This is a genomic window from Sodalis sp. RH20 (assembly GCF_047324205.1).
GTDB lineage: Bacteria > Pseudomonadota > Gammaproteobacteria > Enterobacterales > Enterobacteriaceae > Acerihabitans.
Genome location: NZ_CP178733.1, coordinates 2,696,266 through 2,711,730, shown reverse-complemented (window position 1 = coordinate 2,711,730; position 15,465 = coordinate 2,696,266). Strand labels below are relative to the sequence as shown.

Annotated in this window: 15 protein-coding genes; 3 read left to right on the top strand and 12 right to left on the bottom strand. The window is 60.7% G+C overall.

Annotation, left to right across the window (positions count from 1 at the left end):
• The first annotated feature begins 8 nt into the window (after positions 1 to 8).
• From ACL2XM_RS12530 to ACL2XM_RS12520, 3 genes are read left to right on the top strand one after another with little or no spacing between them, the layout of a single operon-like run.
• The gene (locus tag ACL2XM_RS12530) at positions 9 to 695 is read left to right on the top strand and encodes an amino acid ABC transporter permease (protein ID WP_413722510.1); all 687 of its coding nucleotides are present in this window, start codon (positions 9 to 11) and stop codon (positions 693 to 695) included.
• 18 nt (positions 696 to 713) lie between these two features.
• On the top strand, positions 714 to 1,439 hold the full coding sequence (locus ACL2XM_RS12525) for an amino acid ABC transporter ATP-binding protein (protein WP_410015608.1): 726 nt from the start codon (positions 714 to 716) through the stop codon (positions 1,437 to 1,439).
• A 39-nt stretch (positions 1,440 to 1,478) separates the two neighbouring features.
• A complete protein-coding gene (locus tag ACL2XM_RS12520; protein ID WP_410015607.1) occupies positions 1,479 to 2,279 on the top strand; it encodes a transporter substrate-binding domain-containing protein in 801 nt (266 codons plus the stop codon).
• On the opposite strand, the gene lldD is transcribed toward ACL2XM_RS12520, so the two are convergent.
• The 12 genes from lldD to ACL2XM_RS12460 form a co-directional block, all read right to left on the bottom strand.
• The gene (gene lldD / locus ACL2XM_RS12515; protein WP_413733065.1) at positions 2,269 to 3,414 is read right to left on the bottom strand and encodes an FMN-dependent L-lactate dehydrogenase LldD; all 1,146 of its coding nucleotides are present in this window, start codon (positions 3,412 to 3,414) and stop codon (positions 2,269 to 2,271) included. The two genes, ACL2XM_RS12520 and lldD, sit on opposite strands and share 11 nt — an antisense overlap.
• Positions 3,411 to 4,208 (bottom strand): transcriptional regulator LldR, encoded by a 798-nt coding sequence (lldR, locus tag ACL2XM_RS12510; RefSeq protein ID WP_410015605.1) that lies wholly within the window; start codon positions 4,206 to 4,208, stop codon positions 3,411 to 3,413. Before lldR ends, lldD begins: the two co-directional genes overlap by 4 nt.
• The gene (lldP, locus tag ACL2XM_RS12505) at positions 4,205 to 5,854 is read right to left on the bottom strand and encodes an L-lactate permease (protein WP_410015604.1); all 1,650 of its coding nucleotides are present in this window, start codon (positions 5,852 to 5,854) and stop codon (positions 4,205 to 4,207) included. The genes lldR and lldP overlap by 4 nt, the downstream gene beginning before the upstream one ends.
• Before the next feature lie 494 nt (positions 5,855 to 6,348).
• Positions 6,349 to 8,076, bottom strand: a complete 1,728-nt coding sequence (locus ACL2XM_RS12500) for a non-ribosomal peptide synthetase (protein ID WP_413733063.1) — start codon at positions 8,074 to 8,076, stop codon at positions 6,349 to 6,351.
• 583 nt (positions 8,077 to 8,659) lie between these two features.
• Positions 8,660 to 9,613 (bottom strand): ABC transporter substrate-binding protein, encoded by a 954-nt coding sequence (locus ACL2XM_RS12495; RefSeq protein ID WP_410015601.1) that lies wholly within the window; start codon positions 9,611 to 9,613, stop codon positions 8,660 to 8,662.
• A 180-nt stretch (positions 9,614 to 9,793) separates the two neighbouring features.
• Complete coding sequence (locus ACL2XM_RS12490; protein WP_413728611.1) at positions 9,794 to 10,846, bottom strand: ABC transporter permease; 1,053 nt, start codon at positions 10,844 to 10,846, stop codon at positions 9,794 to 9,796.
• Positions 10,843 to 11,613, bottom strand: coding sequence for an ATP-binding cassette domain-containing protein (locus ACL2XM_RS12485; protein ID WP_410015599.1), 771 nt, complete (start codon positions 11,611 to 11,613; stop codon positions 10,843 to 10,845). The genes ACL2XM_RS12490 and ACL2XM_RS12485 overlap by 4 nt, the downstream gene beginning before the upstream one ends.
• Positions 11,594 to 11,917, bottom strand: a complete 324-nt coding sequence (locus tag ACL2XM_RS12480) for a hypothetical protein (RefSeq protein ID WP_410015598.1) — start codon at positions 11,915 to 11,917, stop codon at positions 11,594 to 11,596. Before ACL2XM_RS12480 ends, ACL2XM_RS12485 begins: the two co-directional genes overlap by 20 nt.
• Positions 11,918 to 11,927: 10 nt before the next feature.
• A complete protein-coding gene (locus ACL2XM_RS12475) occupies positions 11,928 to 12,665 on the bottom strand; it encodes a hypothetical protein (RefSeq protein ID WP_413728609.1) in 738 nt (245 codons plus the stop codon).
• Entirely contained in the window at positions 12,662 to 13,513 is an 852-nt protein-coding gene (locus tag ACL2XM_RS12470; RefSeq protein ID WP_413722516.1) for a BtpA/SgcQ family protein, read from the bottom strand. Before ACL2XM_RS12470 ends, ACL2XM_RS12475 begins: the two co-directional genes overlap by 4 nt.
• A 1-nt stretch (position 13,514) precedes the next feature.
• Entirely contained in the window at positions 13,515 to 14,447 is a 933-nt protein-coding gene (locus ACL2XM_RS12465; protein ID WP_413733061.1) for a carbohydrate kinase family protein, read from the bottom strand.
• Positions 14,444 to 15,199 carry a GntR family transcriptional regulator gene (locus tag ACL2XM_RS12460; RefSeq protein WP_410015594.1) on the bottom strand — a complete coding sequence of 252 codons (756 nt, stop codon included), beginning with the start codon at positions 15,197 to 15,199 and terminating at the stop codon, positions 14,444 to 14,446. The genes ACL2XM_RS12465 and ACL2XM_RS12460 overlap by 4 nt, the downstream gene beginning before the upstream one ends.
• Positions 15,200 to 15,465 lie beyond the last annotated feature (266 nt).

Below are 15,465 nucleotides of genomic sequence, written 5' to 3'. Positions count from 1 at the left end.
AGCGAGACATGAATTCTTCCCTTAATCCCGCGCATATCCAGTTCCTGCTGCAGGGCGCCTTCTGGACCCTGATCCTGTCGCTGATGGCCTTCGGCGGCGGCGGCCTGGTCGGTTTCCTGGTGGCCCTGGGGCGTATCGCGCCGCTGCGCGGCGTGCGTTTTCTGGTGAGCGCCTATGTCCAGCTTATCCAGGGCACGCCGCTGCTTATCATTATGTTTATGATTTATTTCGGCCTGCCGTCGCTGGGTTTCAGTATTTCCCCGTTGTTTGCCGCCGGGGTGTCGCTGACCCTGTACGCCAGCGCTTACCTGGGGGAAATCTGGCGCGGCTGCCTGCAGGCGGTGCCGCGCGCGCAGTGGGAAGCGGCGGAATGCCTGGCGCTGTCCCGCGCCCAGCGCCTGTTCAAGGTGATACTGCCGCAGGCCGTGCGGCTGGCGACGCCGCCCACCGTGGGATTTTCGGTGCAGATCATCAAAAATACGTCCCTGGCGTCGGTGGTGGGTTTTGTCGAGCTGGCGCGGGCCGGTCAGCTTATCAATAACTCGATCTTCGAGCCGTTTATTACCTATCTGATTGTCTCTTTGCTCTATTTTTGCCTGTGTTTTCCGGTGTCGGTATTAAGCCGCAGGCTTGAACGCCGCGCCATGGTTAAAAAAACGGCGCGGCAAAACGCGGCGCTGACCAGAATGGCCTAAGCGTTAAAGGAAATCATTATGTCGATTATCGTGCTTGATAAGGTGCAAAAAAGCTTTGGCGCGGTGCCGGTGCTTAACGATGTGTCTTTTTCCGTGGATCGGGGGCAGGTGGTGGCGTTGATTGGCGCCAGCGGGTCGGGGAAAAGCACCGCGCTGCGCTGTATCGATCGGCTGGAGAAGATTAACGGCGGCAGCATCGAGGTGTGCGGCCATCGCGTCGAGGATCCCCATCTTGACCTGCGTAAGCTGCGTCAGGATGTCGGCATTGTGTTCCAGAGTTATAACCTGTTTCCCCATCTCACCATTGAGCAAAATATCACGCTGGGGCCGATGTCGGTTAAAAAACAATCGAAAGCCGACGCGCGGCGCCTGGCGCATTCGGTGCTGGAGCAGGTGGGTCTGGCTGATAAGGCGGATAGCTATCCGGAGCAGCTTTCCGGCGGACAGCAGCAGCGCGCGGCCATCGCCCGTTCGCTGGCCATGAAGCCGAAGGTGATGCTGTTCGACGAGGTGACCTCCGCGCTCGATCCCAAGCTGACCGGAGAAGTGCTGCGTGTTATCGAACGGTTGGCGGGCAGCGGGATGACCATGATCATGGTGACGCACGAAATGAATTTTGCCCGGCGCATCGCCGACAAAGTGGTGTTTATGCACCAGGGCGCCGTGCATGAAAGCGGCGGCGCCGCCATTTTAAAACAGCCCGCCACCCCGGCGCTGCAGGATTTTATCGCCAACGAGCTGTAGCCGGCGGCGTTGGCCCGTCAGGTAACCCTGGAGAAAACTATGCGATATATGAAACGATTGGCTTTGTTGGGCACCCTGTTTTTGTGGCTGGCGTTTAATCCCGCCGCGGCGGCGACCAACGCCTGGCAGGAGATCAAGGAGCGGGGCACGCTACGGGTGGCGACTGATTTGTCCATTCCCCCTTCCGGGATGCTGGACGCCAGCCTGAAGCCGATAGGGTCGGATGTGGAAACCGCGCAGTTGCTGGCGCAGGATTGGGGGTTGAAACTGCAGTTTATCGAGACCACCGGTCCGACGCGGATCCCCAATCTGCAAACGGGTAAGGCGGATATCGTCATATCAACCCTGTCGGTAACGCCGCAGCGGGCGCAGGTAATCGATTTTACACGCGCTTATGCCGGATTGCGGTCGGTTATCGGCGCGCCCGCGGCGACGAAAATCGGCGGCTGGGACGACCTGAAAGGTAAAGCGATTACCGTGACGCGCGGTACCACCCAGGATACGCAGCTGAGTACGGAAGCGGCAAAACGGGGTTTTACCGTGCAGCGTTATGACGACGACGCGACGCTTGTGACTGCCGCGGTGAGCGGGCAGGCTTTTGCGGTGGCGACTTCGGCCACCTTGGTTAACCAGATAAAAAAACAGAACCCGAAGCTGGCGTTTGAGCCGAAAATGACCCTGCAGGTGTTCGATTTGGCGATCGGGGTGCCGAAAGGGCAGCCGGAGCTGAAAGCCAAACTGGACGAGTGGATTGCCGCCAATCTGAAAAACGGCAAACTGAACGCTATTTATCAAAAATACCATGGCGAGCCGATCCCGCCGGAAATCATTAATCGATAGAATGCCGGACCAGCGACTCGCGCGTGATCTCGGCGATGGCGCGGGCGCCGGTGAGGGTCATGGCCACGCGCATTTCCTTGTCGATAAGCGTGAGCAGGTTGGCCACCCCCTGTTCCCCTGCCGTTGCCAGGGCATAGATATACGCGCGCCCCAGCAGCACGGTGTCGGCGCCCAGCGCAATCATGCGCACCACGTCGAGGCCGTTGCGAATGCCGCTGTCGGCGAGGATAGCGATATCGCCTTTGACCGCGTCGGCGATGGCGGGCAACGCGCGGGTGGAGGAGAGCACGCCGTCGAGCTGGCGTCCTCCGTGGTTGGACACCACGATGCCGTCCGCGCCGAAGCGTACCGCGTCCCGGGCATCCTCCGGGTCAAGTATGCCTTTGATGATCATGGGGCCCTGCCAGAATTCCCGGATCCATTCCAGGTCGCTCCAGGAGATGGACGGATCGAAGTTTTTCGCCAGCCAGCCGATATAGTCTTCCAGGCCGGTGGGTTTGCCCACATACGCGGAGATATTGCCGAGCACGTGGGGACGTCCGCGCACCCCGACATCCCAGGCCCAGGCGGGATGGGTTATCGCCTGCAGATAGCGGCGCAGCGCCGCGTTCGGCCCGCTCATGCCCGAGTGGGCATCGCGGTAGCGGGCGCCGGGAACCGGCATGTCCACCGTGAACACCAGCGTCGAGCAACCCGCGGCCTTGGCGCGCTCCAGCGCGTTGCGCATAAAGCCGCGGTCCTTGAGCACATAGAGCTGGAACCACATCGGCTGTTTTATGGCGGAAGAGACCTCCTCGATGGTGCCGACCGAGACGGTGGACAGCGTAAAGGGGATGCCCTTGCTTGCGGCGGCCCTGGCGGCCTGGACCTCGCCGCGCCGGGCATACATGCCGCAAAGTCCGACCGGGGCGAGGGCGACCGGCATGGCGAGCCGCTGGCCGAACAGCGTCGTCTCCAGGCTCAGCTGCGACATATTCCTGAGCACCCGTTGCCTGAGCGCCACCTGCGCCAGGTCCTCGACATTGCGCCTTAAGGTGTATTCGGCGTAGGCGCCGCCGTCCAGGTAGTGAAACAAAAAGGGCGGCAGCTTACGTTGGGCCGCCGCGCGATAATCGGTTGCAGCTGAAATGATCATGTATCCTGTTCTCGCATCATGTCGGTGTCGGTATCCTGATAAGCCAGGCGGGTAACGCGCGCCTGCCGGGCTTCGTCTTCGTGCAGGGCTTTCAGCGTGGTATGGACGCACTCCAGATGTGTTATCGCCGCGCTGCGCGCGCGTTCGGGGTCGCCGGCCAGTATGGCCTGCAGCAATTCATGGTGTTGTTCGGTTAATTTGGCGAAAATCACCGGCACCGTATACATGCGCCGCCGGCTTTGCATTACCGAGGATTGCAGCAGCTCGAACAAACCGCGCATGGTTTGCAAAAGCACCAGGTTGTGCGAGGCCTCGGCAATGGCCAGGTGAAAACGCACGTCGGCCTGCGCGGCCAGATCGGGATCGTCGCTCTCGCTGACCCGCAGCGTGGCGTCAAAACACACCCGCAGCCGCTCCCTGTCGGTGTCGGTGGCGCGCCGCGCAGCGTGCCATGCGGTGCTGGCCTCGATAGCCAGCCGCGCTTCCAGTACGTCATAACGATAATCAGGATCCTCGGCCATCAGCATTTTCAGCGGCAGGACGATGCGCTGCCCGGACCATTGATGAAAATCATCCTGAACGTAGGTGCCGCCGCCGCGACGGCTGACCACCCACCCCTGGCTGCTGAGTTGCTGGATGGCCTCGCGTACCGATGAGCGCGATACGCCAAGCTGGGATGCCAGCTGGCGCTCGGCCGGCAGGCGCATGCCCGCGGCCAGCCCGCGCTCCGCTATCAACTGCTTGAGACGCAGGGCGATATGGTCGGCCACGCGGATATCATCAGGTAAGGTCATGGGATCATCCAAGGCAAAATATACGCCTGCAGGGTAGTGATAGCCCCGACGATACTGCAAAAAATCAGGCTGTGCTTCACCGTAAAGCGAAATAAATCCGGCTCATGGCCCACCAGCCCCGCCGCCGCGCAGGCGATGGCGATGGACTGCGGCGAAATCATTTTGCCGGTGACGCCGCCGGTGGTATTGGCCGCCACCAGCAGCACGTCGGATACGCCGATCTGCTGCGCGGTGGTGGCCTGTAGCGCGGCGAACAAGGCGTTCGAGGCGGTGTCGGACCCGGTAAGGAATACGCCCAGCCAGCCGAGGAACGGCGAGAAAAAGGTAAACGCCCGGCCGGTATGCGCCAGGGCCAGGGCCAGCGTCGCGGACAGGCCGGAATAATTGGAAATAAAGGCAAAGGCCAGCACCATGCCGATGGAGTAGATAGGCAGCGCCAGATCCCGCAGGGTCTCTTTAAATGTCGCCAGCGCCGCGCGCGGCTTCATGCGCAGATAGGCGATCGAGATAAAGGCCGCCACCATAATGGCGGTGCCGGTGGCCGAGAGCCAGTCGAACTTATACACCGCCGGGTACGGCAGGAACGTCGCCACCACCGGCGGCGTTTTTGCCACCAGCTTATCCAGGAAGGGCACGGAAATGCTTACCACCCAGCTTTGCAGCGGGCCGCCGGCGGCAAACAGCGCTTTAAACGGCGGCACGCTCCAGAGGGTTACCGTGGCGGTCAGGAAAATAAACGGCATCCAGGCGCGGACGATTTGCCCGGCCGTATAGGTCACGGCCGGTGCCGGCTGGGCCGGCTGGCCGCCGTCGCTGAACCGGAAGATGTGCGCCGGATGCCAGACGCGCAGGAACAGGGTCAGGCATACCAGCGATACCAGCGAGGCGATAATATCCGGCAGCTCGGGCCCGATGAAATTCGAGCTCAGATACTGGGCCAGGGCGAAGGAGATCCCCGCCACCAGGACCGCGGGCCAGGTTTCCCGGATCCCGCGCCAGCCGTCCATGATCGCCATGATCCAAAACAGCACGATAATGGTCAGGAACGGCAACTGTCTGCCGACCATTTGCCCGATAGTAAAGGGGTCGATATTGGCCACTTGCCCGGCGACGATAATCGGCACGCCCATGGCGCCGAAGGCCACCGGCGCGGTATTGGCGATCAGGCATAAGCCGGCGGCGTACAGCGGCTTAAAACCCAGCCCCACCAGCAGCGCGGCGGTAATGGCCACCGGCGCGCCAAATCCGGCGGCCCCCTCCAGGAACGCGCCGAAACAAAAACCGACAATCATCATTTGCAGGCGCTGATCGGGGGTAACCGACAAAATAGAGGAGCGGATGATATCGAACTGGCCGGTCTTGACGGAAATCTTATAGACAAAAACGGCGGCGATGATAATCCATGCAATCGGCCATAAGCCGTAGAAAAAGCCGTAAACCACCGAGGCCAGCGCCCGATCGAGCGGCATGCGGAACAACAGCAGCGCCACCAGCAGGGCCAGGATGGTGGTAATAGTGCCCGCCAGGTAGCCTTTCAGGCGTAATTTAATCAGCGCAAAAAAGAAAAACGCGATGGGAATCACGGCGACCAGGCTCGATAGCCAGATATTGCCGAGCGGGTCGTAATTTTGTGGCCAGATTGGCATGTCATGCTCTCCTGTGACTCGATGTCCGTCGGTGGGTATGCGCCGGGCCGCCCGGGCGCGTCCTGCCCGGCGAATAGGGTTGGCGCAGACAGCAAACTTGGCCTTGGTCATGAAAAAAATGTGAATGAAATGGTCGCCAACGGGCTGGCTGTTACACAAAATTGGTCCTACCAAAACATTTAAGCAATTCTCTTGATACATAAAATTAATGAATCGATAACAAATAGCAACGCTTCATGGGCTTTTTTATTGATTTGCCTGCAATAGTCACAATTTTTTTGTTATTGGTCGGACCAAAAGGCGTGGCGTAGTGTTTCGCAGCGGTACATTTGGGCGAGGATAGGCGGGAGACCGTCTTGACGCGGGCCGGTTGCCGCGCGGCGTGCGGGAGAGGCTGCGCGCATGATGCCGGCCGACCTGTTGCGAAGCTGCGCGTAATATCGCCCTATATCCGCGCTTTTCCACGTAGAATATAAGGCGGTGCGCGCTAGAAATTAATGATAAGGCGCCAGTAGTAAATTAATCGTTGGGCGCGCGCACAGGTCGTGCAAATTAATATCGGGATATAATTGTTTCAGCTCAAGATGGAAGGAGACCAATTGGATGGAGGACAGGCCGCGATGGAAAAAATTATCATTCAGCGACATACCGTCAATATTTATATAATGACCCAAAATATCTATTAATGGATGATTTAAGGCGTCTTTTCCCGGCGCGTTTTTTTGCCCCATCACAATGTGCTCCATTTCTTTGATCTTGGTTTTGGTCATGGTGATCAAGGCTTTTTTATCCAGCTTGCCGCTGATGGAATAAGGCAAATCGTCAATAGGATAAAAATAGCGCGGAATCATATAATGACCCAGCTCATTTTCAAGTTCCAGGCGGATGGCTCCCGTATCAATCCCTTGCCCTGGTTTGTCCATTTTCAGCCAGCCGACGATCACCGATTCATCATCCCCATCGCCTTCCAGGACAACGACAGCCGCCGCCGCGACGCCGGCGCATTTCTCCAGGGCGTCCACCACTTCGGCGCAGTCGATACGGTACCCGCTGACCTTATAAAAATCGCCATCCCGGTACAGGTAATTCAGCACGCCTTCCGCATCGATTAAACCGATATCGCCGGTATCATAAAAACGCCCCTCTGTCTGCTCGCCGGGAAGAGCAATGAATTTTTCGGCGGTCAGGGCAGGGTTGTTAAGGTATTCCAACGCCACCCCGGCTCCGCCGATGAAAATATTACCCGGTTCCCCCGCCTTCATCTCGCGCCGCGCGTCATCCAGAATTTTTATCTGCGTATGGTCGATTGGACGACCGATGCGGTTATCGCCGGCGCGGGTGATGACATGCGCCGTTGACCAGACGGTGGTTTCCGTCGGCCCGTAGAGGTTGCATAACCAGCGCGCGCGCGCCGACAGCCGGGCGGATAACTGCCGTCCCAAGGGTTCTCCTCCCACCAGGAGCCGGTTGAATCGCCAATCATCCTGCAGATAGGGTAAAAGACATTTGAGCATGGACGGCGTCGACTGGAAAATATCGGGCTGACAGCGCATTAACTGCCACGCAATCTCCTGGACTGAATGCGTTTGCGCATCGTCGAGCAGAAACAATGTCCCGCCGTTGGCCAGCGGTACGGCATACTCCAGGTAGAACATATCAAACGACACCGAGGTTGCCGACAGCCAGCGGGTCTCGCCGCCGGCCTCGAGCAACCGGCTGAAACTGTTGATCAGGTTACTGCACCCCCTATGCGCCACGCTGACCCCTTTCGGCTCGCCCGTGGAGCCGGAGGTATAAATACGATAAGCCGCCGGCGCCGGATTTTCCGCGGGAATGGGTTTTATCTGCGCAACGGCGCTAAAGGTCGCCACATCAGCCCCGTCCGCGCCGCCGATATGACCCGCGCGGCTGTCGTAGGTCAACAGGCAGGACGAGGCCGCCAAAATTTTCATCACGCGGCCTGGCGCGGTGCAAATATCCAGCGGGATGTAGGGTACCCCGAGGTAATGGCAGGCCAGCAAGGATGCCATCAGTTCCACACCTCGCGGCAGGCACAGGAGAATGCCGTCCGTTTTGGCGTCCATTTTATGCGCCAGCTGTTGCGCATAATGGCCGGCCATGTGCTGCAACCGGGCGTAGCTGATGGATTGGTCATTCACCACCAGGGCAATAGCCTGCGGAGTGCGCTTCGCCGCGGCCTCGAAGGCATGAATAAAATGCATGTTTCCAGCGCAAGGGGAATTACTCACCATTCTCGAATCTCCATTTCATAATAACGCAGTTAATATCAACGTGATTAACGTTGTCACACCGATAACGCCGGTTACAACGCTAATCAGCGCTATAATCAGCAATTATAATGTGCAGATTAATAATTATGCTTAATAAAAAATATCGCTGCCTCCTTAAATGCCCGCCTGCCGGATAAGGGCTATGACACCCTGGCTGCGGCAGGCGTTAATCAGTTATTCACTGAAAACTTAAATGTAAAATGCTATTTTCACAACCCGGCAGTGGCGGATCGGCCATAATAAATACAAGCTGCTAAAAAAATGTATTCCTGAAAATTTAACGCTAAAAAAATAAGTAAAATGGCGGAATAAACCAGCATATGGCAATATTTGTGCTTTTTAAAAAAACATATTAATTAATTAGTATTGGTTTTTATCCACTGCCGGGCTGGTAGTGGGCAAGGCAGGCTGATGGGCAACCGGCGGGCTTCCCGCCAAGGGGCGCCGGATGCGCGGATCGATGATTATTCGTCGCGGCCAGGGCGCCGTTAAGCGGCGCCACCAGCGCCGGCGCTTATTGGCAGTCGGCTTTATATTCGTATTTATCGGCTTTTTGACGATCGTTTTCAGTAATGGTCACCAGATCGGTCAGCGTCTGTTTCGGCACCGGCTTGCCGGCCAGCAGCGCCAGCGCGGTGGTAATGACCGCTTCGCCTTCCTGTTTGGGGTTCTGCGCAATCAACACGTTGATGGTGCCGTTTTTCAGCGCGCTCACTTCGGCGGTGGCGGCGTCATAGGCCACCACCTTGACTTTTTTCGCCGCGCCCGCCTGGCGCAGGCCGGTTACGGCCCCGATGGCGCCCTGATCGTTGGTGGAAAATACGCCCGCCAGCCGAGGATGGGCGGAGAGGGTGGAGGTGATGATTTCCGCCGCCTTCTGCGGGTCGTCGCTTTGATACTGCGGGCCGAGGTAGGTGATGCCGGGATAGGTTTTGATCTGTTCGGCAAAACCTTTTTCACGCGCGTCCTGGGCGCTTGAGCCCGGCGGTTGGGTAATAACCAGCACTTCGCCTTTGCCGCCGAGCAGCGTATTCATCGCCTCGGCGGCCATTTTACCGCCGCGCTCGTTGTCGGAGATGATTTCCGTCGCCAGGAAACCATTGTCATTGAGCGTCTGGTCGACGGTCAGCACTTTTGCCCCGCGCGCCGCCAGCTGTTTCATCGGCGCCACCAGGGCCTGCGCATCGGTCGGCACAATCGCGGCCACCGCCGGCGCGGTCGCCGTAACGGCGTTCACCACCGGGATCTGGCTGTCGGCGGCAAACTGATCGGGGGCGGAAACCTGCAGGGTAACGCCCATCTGCCGTGCTTTTTCCTGCGCGCCGCACTGTAATGCCTGATAAAAAGGACTCCCCTTCACCCCCAGGACCAGCGCGACGGTATGATCTTGTCCGGCGGCCAGGGCGGGAGGCGCCAGCGCCAGGGTTAAGGTCGATAAAACAGCGAATGCCATGGTGTTACGCATCATGATTTCCCCTTAGGAAGTGATTGAAACCTGAGTTGACTGATAATAAAACCGTGCCTGCGGGCGGAATGGCGAACCGCGTGGTGGCCATGCGCGCACGGCGCATGGCCATGGCGTGCGAAACCCCGGCCCTTCCTATTCGCGACGCAGGTCAGGCAAACGTGCCTGTAGCGTGACCTGCGGTTAACGTCGATCCCGGGCCCGGCGTTTGAGCTGATCAATCCAGACCGCCAGGATCAGTACCATGCCCATCGCCACGGTTTGCCAAAACGGCGGGATGCCGAGGATGACAAAACCGTTTAGCAGGATAATGGGGATAAACACCCCGATAATGGTTCCGGCGACGCTGCCGATGCCGCCGAACAGGCTGGTTCCGCCCAGCACCACGGCGGAGATGGTCGCCAGGTTATCCATGGCGTGGCCGCCGATGGTGGTGGTGGAAAAACGCGCGTTGGACATGATGGCGGCCACGCCCGCCAGCGCGCCGGAAATCATGTAAATGGCGACCAGGCGCGCTTTAACATTGATGCCCGCGCGCCGCAGCGCTTCCAGGTTGGAGCCGACGGCAAAGACATGCAGGCCGAAGCGGGTGAGGTGCAGTACAAAAGCGGCGACGGCCAGCACCGCCACCGCGATCAACACCAGCACCGGAATACCGGCGACGGCGCCGCCGCCGACCACATCCACCAGCTTTTCCGGCATGGCGCGCACATCGATGCCGCCGGAAAATACCTGCGCCAGCCCAAGCGCCATGCCGAAGGTGCCGAGGGTGACAATCAGCGCCGGGATTCTGGCCACGGCCACCAGGAAACCGTTGAGCGCGCCCCACAGCAGCCCGGCCGCCACCGCCACCAGGCTGCCGGCGGCAATTACGCCCCAGCCGGCGTCGGTGGTGCCGAAGGTATTGCCCGCCTGGCCTGAGAGAGACAGCATCGCCTGGGCGGAAACCACCGAGGAAAACACCAGAACCGCGCCCACGGATAAATCAATGCCGGCGGCGATGATGACGTAGGTTTGCCCCACCGACAGCACCAGCAAAATGGCGGCGTTAATGGCGATTTGCGCCAGGTTGTAGGCCGAGCCGAACTGTTCGGGGCGCAGCAGGCCGAACAGCGCGATAAGCGCTATCAGCAGAATAAATATCCAGCCGCCGCCGATCAGCCGCGCCAGCGTATCACGCGCTCCGGCGGGGTGTTCAGCGCCAGGCGCCGGTTTATTTACTAAGGTTTTGTTCATGGCGCCGCCTCCGCGCTGCCGTAGGTGCCGCTGGTCATGGCCGACACCAGATCTTCCACCCGCAGGCCCTTGGTCGGCATCTGCGCCACGCTTTTGCCCAGGCGCAGCACCTCGACCCGGTCGGCGATTTCCAGGACCTGCGGCATATTGTGGCTGATCAAAACCACCGCCAGGCCGGCGTCGCGCACCTGGCGCACCAGTTGCAGTACCCGCTCGGTCTGGACGACGCCGAGCGCGGCGGTCGGTTCGTCCATAAAAATCACCCGTCCGGCCCACATGGCGGCGCGGGCAATGGCCACCGACTGGCGCTGGCCGCCGGACAGCGAGGAAACCGGCACCGACAGCGAGCGCAGATTGACGCCCAGGCGGGCGAACTGTTCCACCGCTTTGCGGCGCATGACGGCGCGGTTGAGCATGCCCAGCCTGCCCAGCGGGCCGCCGCGCAGTTCCTCGCGGCCTAAAAACAGGTTTTCCACCGGCGTCAGCTCCGGGGCCAGGGCCAGATCCTGATAGACCGTGGAGATGCCGCTGTCCTGGGCCGCCCCCGGCGAGGCGAACACCACCTCGCGGCCGTCGATTTTAATCACGCCCTCATCGGGCCGATCGGCGCCGGAGAGAATTTTCGTCAGCGTTGATTTCCCCGCGCCGTTATCGCCGATCAGGGCGCAGATTTCACCGGGATAGACGCGGAAATCCACGTGCTCCAGCGCCCTGACGCCGCCGAAGTGTCGGCTGATGGCCACGGCTTCAAGTACCGGGATGGTCATTTTCGTGTTTCTCCACCGCAAGACCAATGTTATTGGCAAACGCGAACCACTGGTTGTAGGCCGCGCCCGTCAGGCCGGACCAATACTGGAAGGCGGCTTCCGCGTCGGGAAAATTCCACACTTCGACGGTCTCGAAATCATGCTGGCCGCGAATATGGTAGCGGCCCATAAACCGCGCGCCGTCGGTCGCCGCCCGATCGGCAAGCGCTTGCCACCGGTCCCGCTTTTCCTGTTGTTCGGCATCGGTCAGTAAATACCAGCGCGGGCGCGGGCGGGCATAATGGATCCAAATACTCTCTGACATAGGGGGCTCCTTAAGCGCCGGCGGGCAACAGCAGGTCGGCCAGCGGGCGAACCTTGCCGGTGACGTGGCGTGAGGTGGTGAATTTAAAATCCGCGGCGTCCTGATGGCCGGTAATGGCCCGGGAGACGCTGTCCAGGCTGTCGGTTTCCCAGATGCCGAGGTGATGCCAGCTATGCGCCCAGTCCAGGCGATGACGGCCGGCGATATTGATATTCAGCGCCAGATCGCCTTTAAACGCGACGTCGCATTCAGCGTCATATTCCGTGCGTTCGGCGGGCGTCGCCTCGCACCAGGCGTCGTTCCATTCCCACAGCGCCATAAACCCCCAGGGGCGACGGATATCCGCACCGCCGCCGTTCACGGTGGCGAATTCACGCGGACCTAACAGCCACTGGGTGGCGAACAGCCGCGACCAGCCCGCCTGTTCAAGACGTACGGTTCCCGCCAGCGCGGCGTCAAGGGACGGCGCCTCAAAGGCGCCGGCCATATCCCATTCGTGCAGGGCGCCGCTGTCGAGCGCCGTCGCCGGGAGGGTCTGGTCGGCCGGCGTAAACATGGCGCGGAAAGACAACAGCCAGCCTTCGCCGCGCAACTGATCCAGCAGCGTCATCAGCGCCTGATAATGTTGCCGCTGATACACCGCGTCGCCCGCGTCCGTCTGGCGTTTGGCCAAAAATGCCACCACGCAGCGCGCCGAGGTCGACGGCTGGGAAGAGAATACGTCGGTTTCACCGGTCAGCAGCGTCATTTGCCCTCCCGCACCAGCATCACCGCCTGCATTAACTGCGCCACGCGGCGGGCATCCACCGGTTTCCACCAGGCGCCGTCGTGTTTTAGCCATTGGCCGATAATGGCGCCGTCGGCCGCGCTGAACAGCGCGGGCACCTGGGCCGGCGACAGGCCGGAACCGACGATAACCGGTAAATTGGTGCCGTTGCGCACGTCGTTCACCTCGGTCGGTTCGGTGGGCGATCCGGTGCGGGTGCCGGTGGCGATCAGCACATCGGCGTCGAACCATTCCGCGTCGGTGGCCTGCTCGGCGATGCCGCGGTCGGCGGTAATGGCATGGGCGCCAAACTTGACGTGCACATCGGCGAAAATGGCGACATCGCGGGCGTCGATCATCGACCGGTAGCGCATCGCTTCCGGCGCGGGACCGTTGATAAAGCCTTCATTGGCCACATAGGCGTTAACCCATTGATTGACCCGTACCCAGCGCGCGCCGACCGCCTTGGCGATGGCCAGCGCGGGAATGGCGCCGTTGGCCACGCAGGTGATGCCGATGGGCGTCGCCACCGCGGCGCGCACTTCCATGCAGGCGGCGGTCAGCGCGGCCACCGTCTCCGGGCCGATATTTTCCGGCCGGCAAAAGGGCAGATCGCTGGCGTTTTCAATAATAATGCCGTCGATGCCGCCCTGCGCCAGGGTTTTGGCGTCGGCGACGGCGGCGGCGAAAATGTCTTTCATTGCCTGCCCGTTATAACGCGGCGCGCCGGGGAGGGCCTGCAAATGTATGACGCCTATTACCGGTTTTTTTACCGGGAACAGCGCGGCAAGCATGTCGGGTTTTTGGGGAAGTACCTGTGGTCCGGCCATCTTATCTCTCGTCTGTCGGGGCGCGGGCATCGCCATCGGGCGTGCCGGCGCGTTGATAATGCATAAGCTGTGCGTGGCTGGGGTAGGAGGGCTGCGCGCCCATGCCCCCGCAGCTGTAGGTGGCGGCAAAGACCGCCCGCGTAAGCGACTGGTGTAGGGATTCGCCCGCCAGGCGCCCGGCGATAAACCATCCGGCCAGGCAATCGCCCGCGCCGGTGGTGTCCACGATGACCGGGTCGAAGGGTACGCGGGCGCTCACGTCATGAACCGCGGAGACGTAGCGCGCGCCCTGCGGGCCCAGGGTGCACACCACGGCCGTTACGCCCAGCGCCAGCAGCCGCGCCACGGCGTTATCGCCCAGCTGGCGCAGCGCGCGCTGGTTGCAAAACACCACCTCGGCGCCGGACAGCAGGGGATAGAGGGGGTCCAGACCGCCGGCGAAGGTGGCGGGCTCCAGGTCAATCGACCACTTGCAGCCGGCCCGGCGGCACTGTTCAATCAGGGGCCACGCCCCCTCGCCGTACACGGCGGTATGCACCCAGTCGATACCGCGTAAATCGAGGGCCTGCACCCATGCCAGGCTGGGATACAGCGAGACGCCCGGCTCCAGCAGCAGCCGTTTTTCGCCGTGCGGCTCAAGGAGGATTACGGCGCGGCAGGTCCGTCCGGGCCTTTTGCGGCTGATAATCCGCAGGCCGGATTGTTGCAGGCCCCGCAGCAGGGGATCCGCCACCAGGTCGTCGCCGGTTTCAACGGCGAGCGTGACGTCCGCGCCCGCCAGGCGGCAGGCCAGGGCGGCGTTGCTCACCACCCCGCCGGCGGACTCGCTGTTGATGCGCGCCAGGACTTTTTCGTCGGGCTGCGGGATATGATCCATGCCGAAGGTGGTATCCAGGCTGATATCGCCGACAAACAATCCTTTGCCGGCCATCATGATTTACGCACCAAATCGATGGTAAAGCTGTAGCGATCGGCGCGGTAATGCACCGTCACATATTCCACCGGGCGCTGGTCCGCGTCGTAGCTCAGGCGCCGGGCGACCAGGCAGGCGGATCCCCTGGCCACCTGGAGGGCGCGGGACAGTTCGCCGTTGAGCAGGGCGGCGCTGATGGTTTCCTGGCCGCCGACGATGCGGCAGCCGCACCGCTGTTCCAGCCAGACATACAGCGACTGGCGGTCAAGGTCGCCGGCCCCGGGCGTCGGGTGATGGACAAAAAGGGCGGGCGACAGCCAGCTGTGGGAATACGCCATCGGCATGTCATCGGCTTTTAACAGCCGGGTGGACATAAAGGCTTTTTCGTTGGGCTGCAGGCGCAGGGCGGCGGCAATATCGGCGGGAGGAACCGCCATGCGGGCGCCGAGGGTCTGGTAGCCGGCGCTGAAACCGCGCCGCTGCATATCTTCCGCGAAACTCGACATCTGGCTCAGCGGCTGGACCACCTGCGGCGGCAGCACGATGGAGCCTTTACCTGCGCGGCGGCTGATTAAGCCCTCCTGCTCAAGTTTATCCAGCGCGGTGCGCGCGGTGGTGCGGCTGACCCCGAACACCTGGTTAAGCAAGGTTTCCGAAGGCAGGGCCTCGCCGGGCTTAAATCCACCGAATTCGATTTCACGGCGTAATCTGTCTGCGATTTGCCACCATAATGGCTGCGGGCCGGAAACAAGCCCATGCTGATCCCAATGCATGTTTATTCTTTCTGGTTGCCGATAGGTTGTCATGATAATTGAATGACATGACAATCCCTGTCAACCGGCTAATTCACAGAAAAATCATTAAAATCAATAGGGTTGACGCAACTGAAGGGTAGGTGCATTTGCTTTTTTATCGTCAGGAAACAGTGAATTAATACCAGACATTTGACCGTCGTCGGCGCGGATTTTACGGCGGCAATGCCGTCATAGGAAATTAGTATGATTGTGATCTCCGTGTTAAATCGGGCAATGCGCGCGGT

Bases quoted from the DNA above. Each gene is read 5' to 3' on its own strand.
- ACL2XM_RS12530 (WP_413722510.1), top strand. From the start codon at position 9: ATGAATTCTTCCCTTAATCCCGCGCATATCCAGTTCCTGCTGCAGGGC.
- ACL2XM_RS12525 (WP_410015608.1), top strand. From the start codon at position 714: ATGTCGATTATCGTGCTTGATAAGGTGCAAAAAAGCTTTGGCGCGGTG.
- ACL2XM_RS12520 (WP_410015607.1), top strand. From the start codon at position 1,479: ATGCGATATATGAAACGATTGGCTTTGTTGGGCACCCTGTTTTTGTGG.
- lldD (WP_413733065.1), bottom strand. From the start codon at position 3,414: ATGATCATTTCAGCTGCAACCGATTATCGCGCGGCGGCCCAACGTAAG.
- lldR (WP_410015605.1), bottom strand. From the start codon at position 4,208: ATGACCTTACCTGATGATATCCGCGTGGCCGACCATATCGCCCTGCGT.
- lldP (WP_410015604.1), bottom strand. From the start codon at position 5,854: ATGCCAATCTGGCCACAAAATTACGACCCGCTCGGCAATATCTGGCTA.
- ACL2XM_RS12500 (WP_413733063.1), bottom strand. From the start codon at position 8,076: ATGCATTTTATTCATGCCTTCGAGGCCGCGGCGAAGCGCACTCCGCAG.
- ACL2XM_RS12495 (WP_410015601.1), bottom strand. From the start codon at position 9,613: ATGATGCGTAACACCATGGCATTCGCTGTTTTATCGACCTTAACCCTG.
- ACL2XM_RS12490 (WP_413728611.1), bottom strand. From the start codon at position 10,846: ATGAACAAAACCTTAGTAAATAAACCGGCGCCTGGCGCTGAACACCCC.
- ACL2XM_RS12485 (WP_410015599.1), bottom strand. From the start codon at position 11,613: ATGACCATCCCGGTACTTGAAGCCGTGGCCATCAGCCGACACTTCGGC.
- ACL2XM_RS12480 (WP_410015598.1), bottom strand. From the start codon at position 11,917: ATGTCAGAGAGTATTTGGATCCATTATGCCCGCCCGCGCCCGCGCTGG.
- ACL2XM_RS12475 (WP_413728609.1), bottom strand. From the start codon at position 12,665: ATGACGCTGCTGACCGGTGAAACCGACGTATTCTCTTCCCAGCCGTCG.
- ACL2XM_RS12470 (WP_413722516.1), bottom strand. From the start codon at position 13,513: ATGGCCGGACCACAGGTACTTCCCCAAAAACCCGACATGCTTGCCGCG.
- ACL2XM_RS12465 (WP_413733061.1), bottom strand. From the start codon at position 14,447: ATGATGGCCGGCAAAGGATTGTTTGTCGGCGATATCAGCCTGGATACC.
- ACL2XM_RS12460 (WP_410015594.1), bottom strand. From the start codon at position 15,199: ATGCATTGGGATCAGCATGGGCTTGTTTCCGGCCCGCAGCCATTATGG.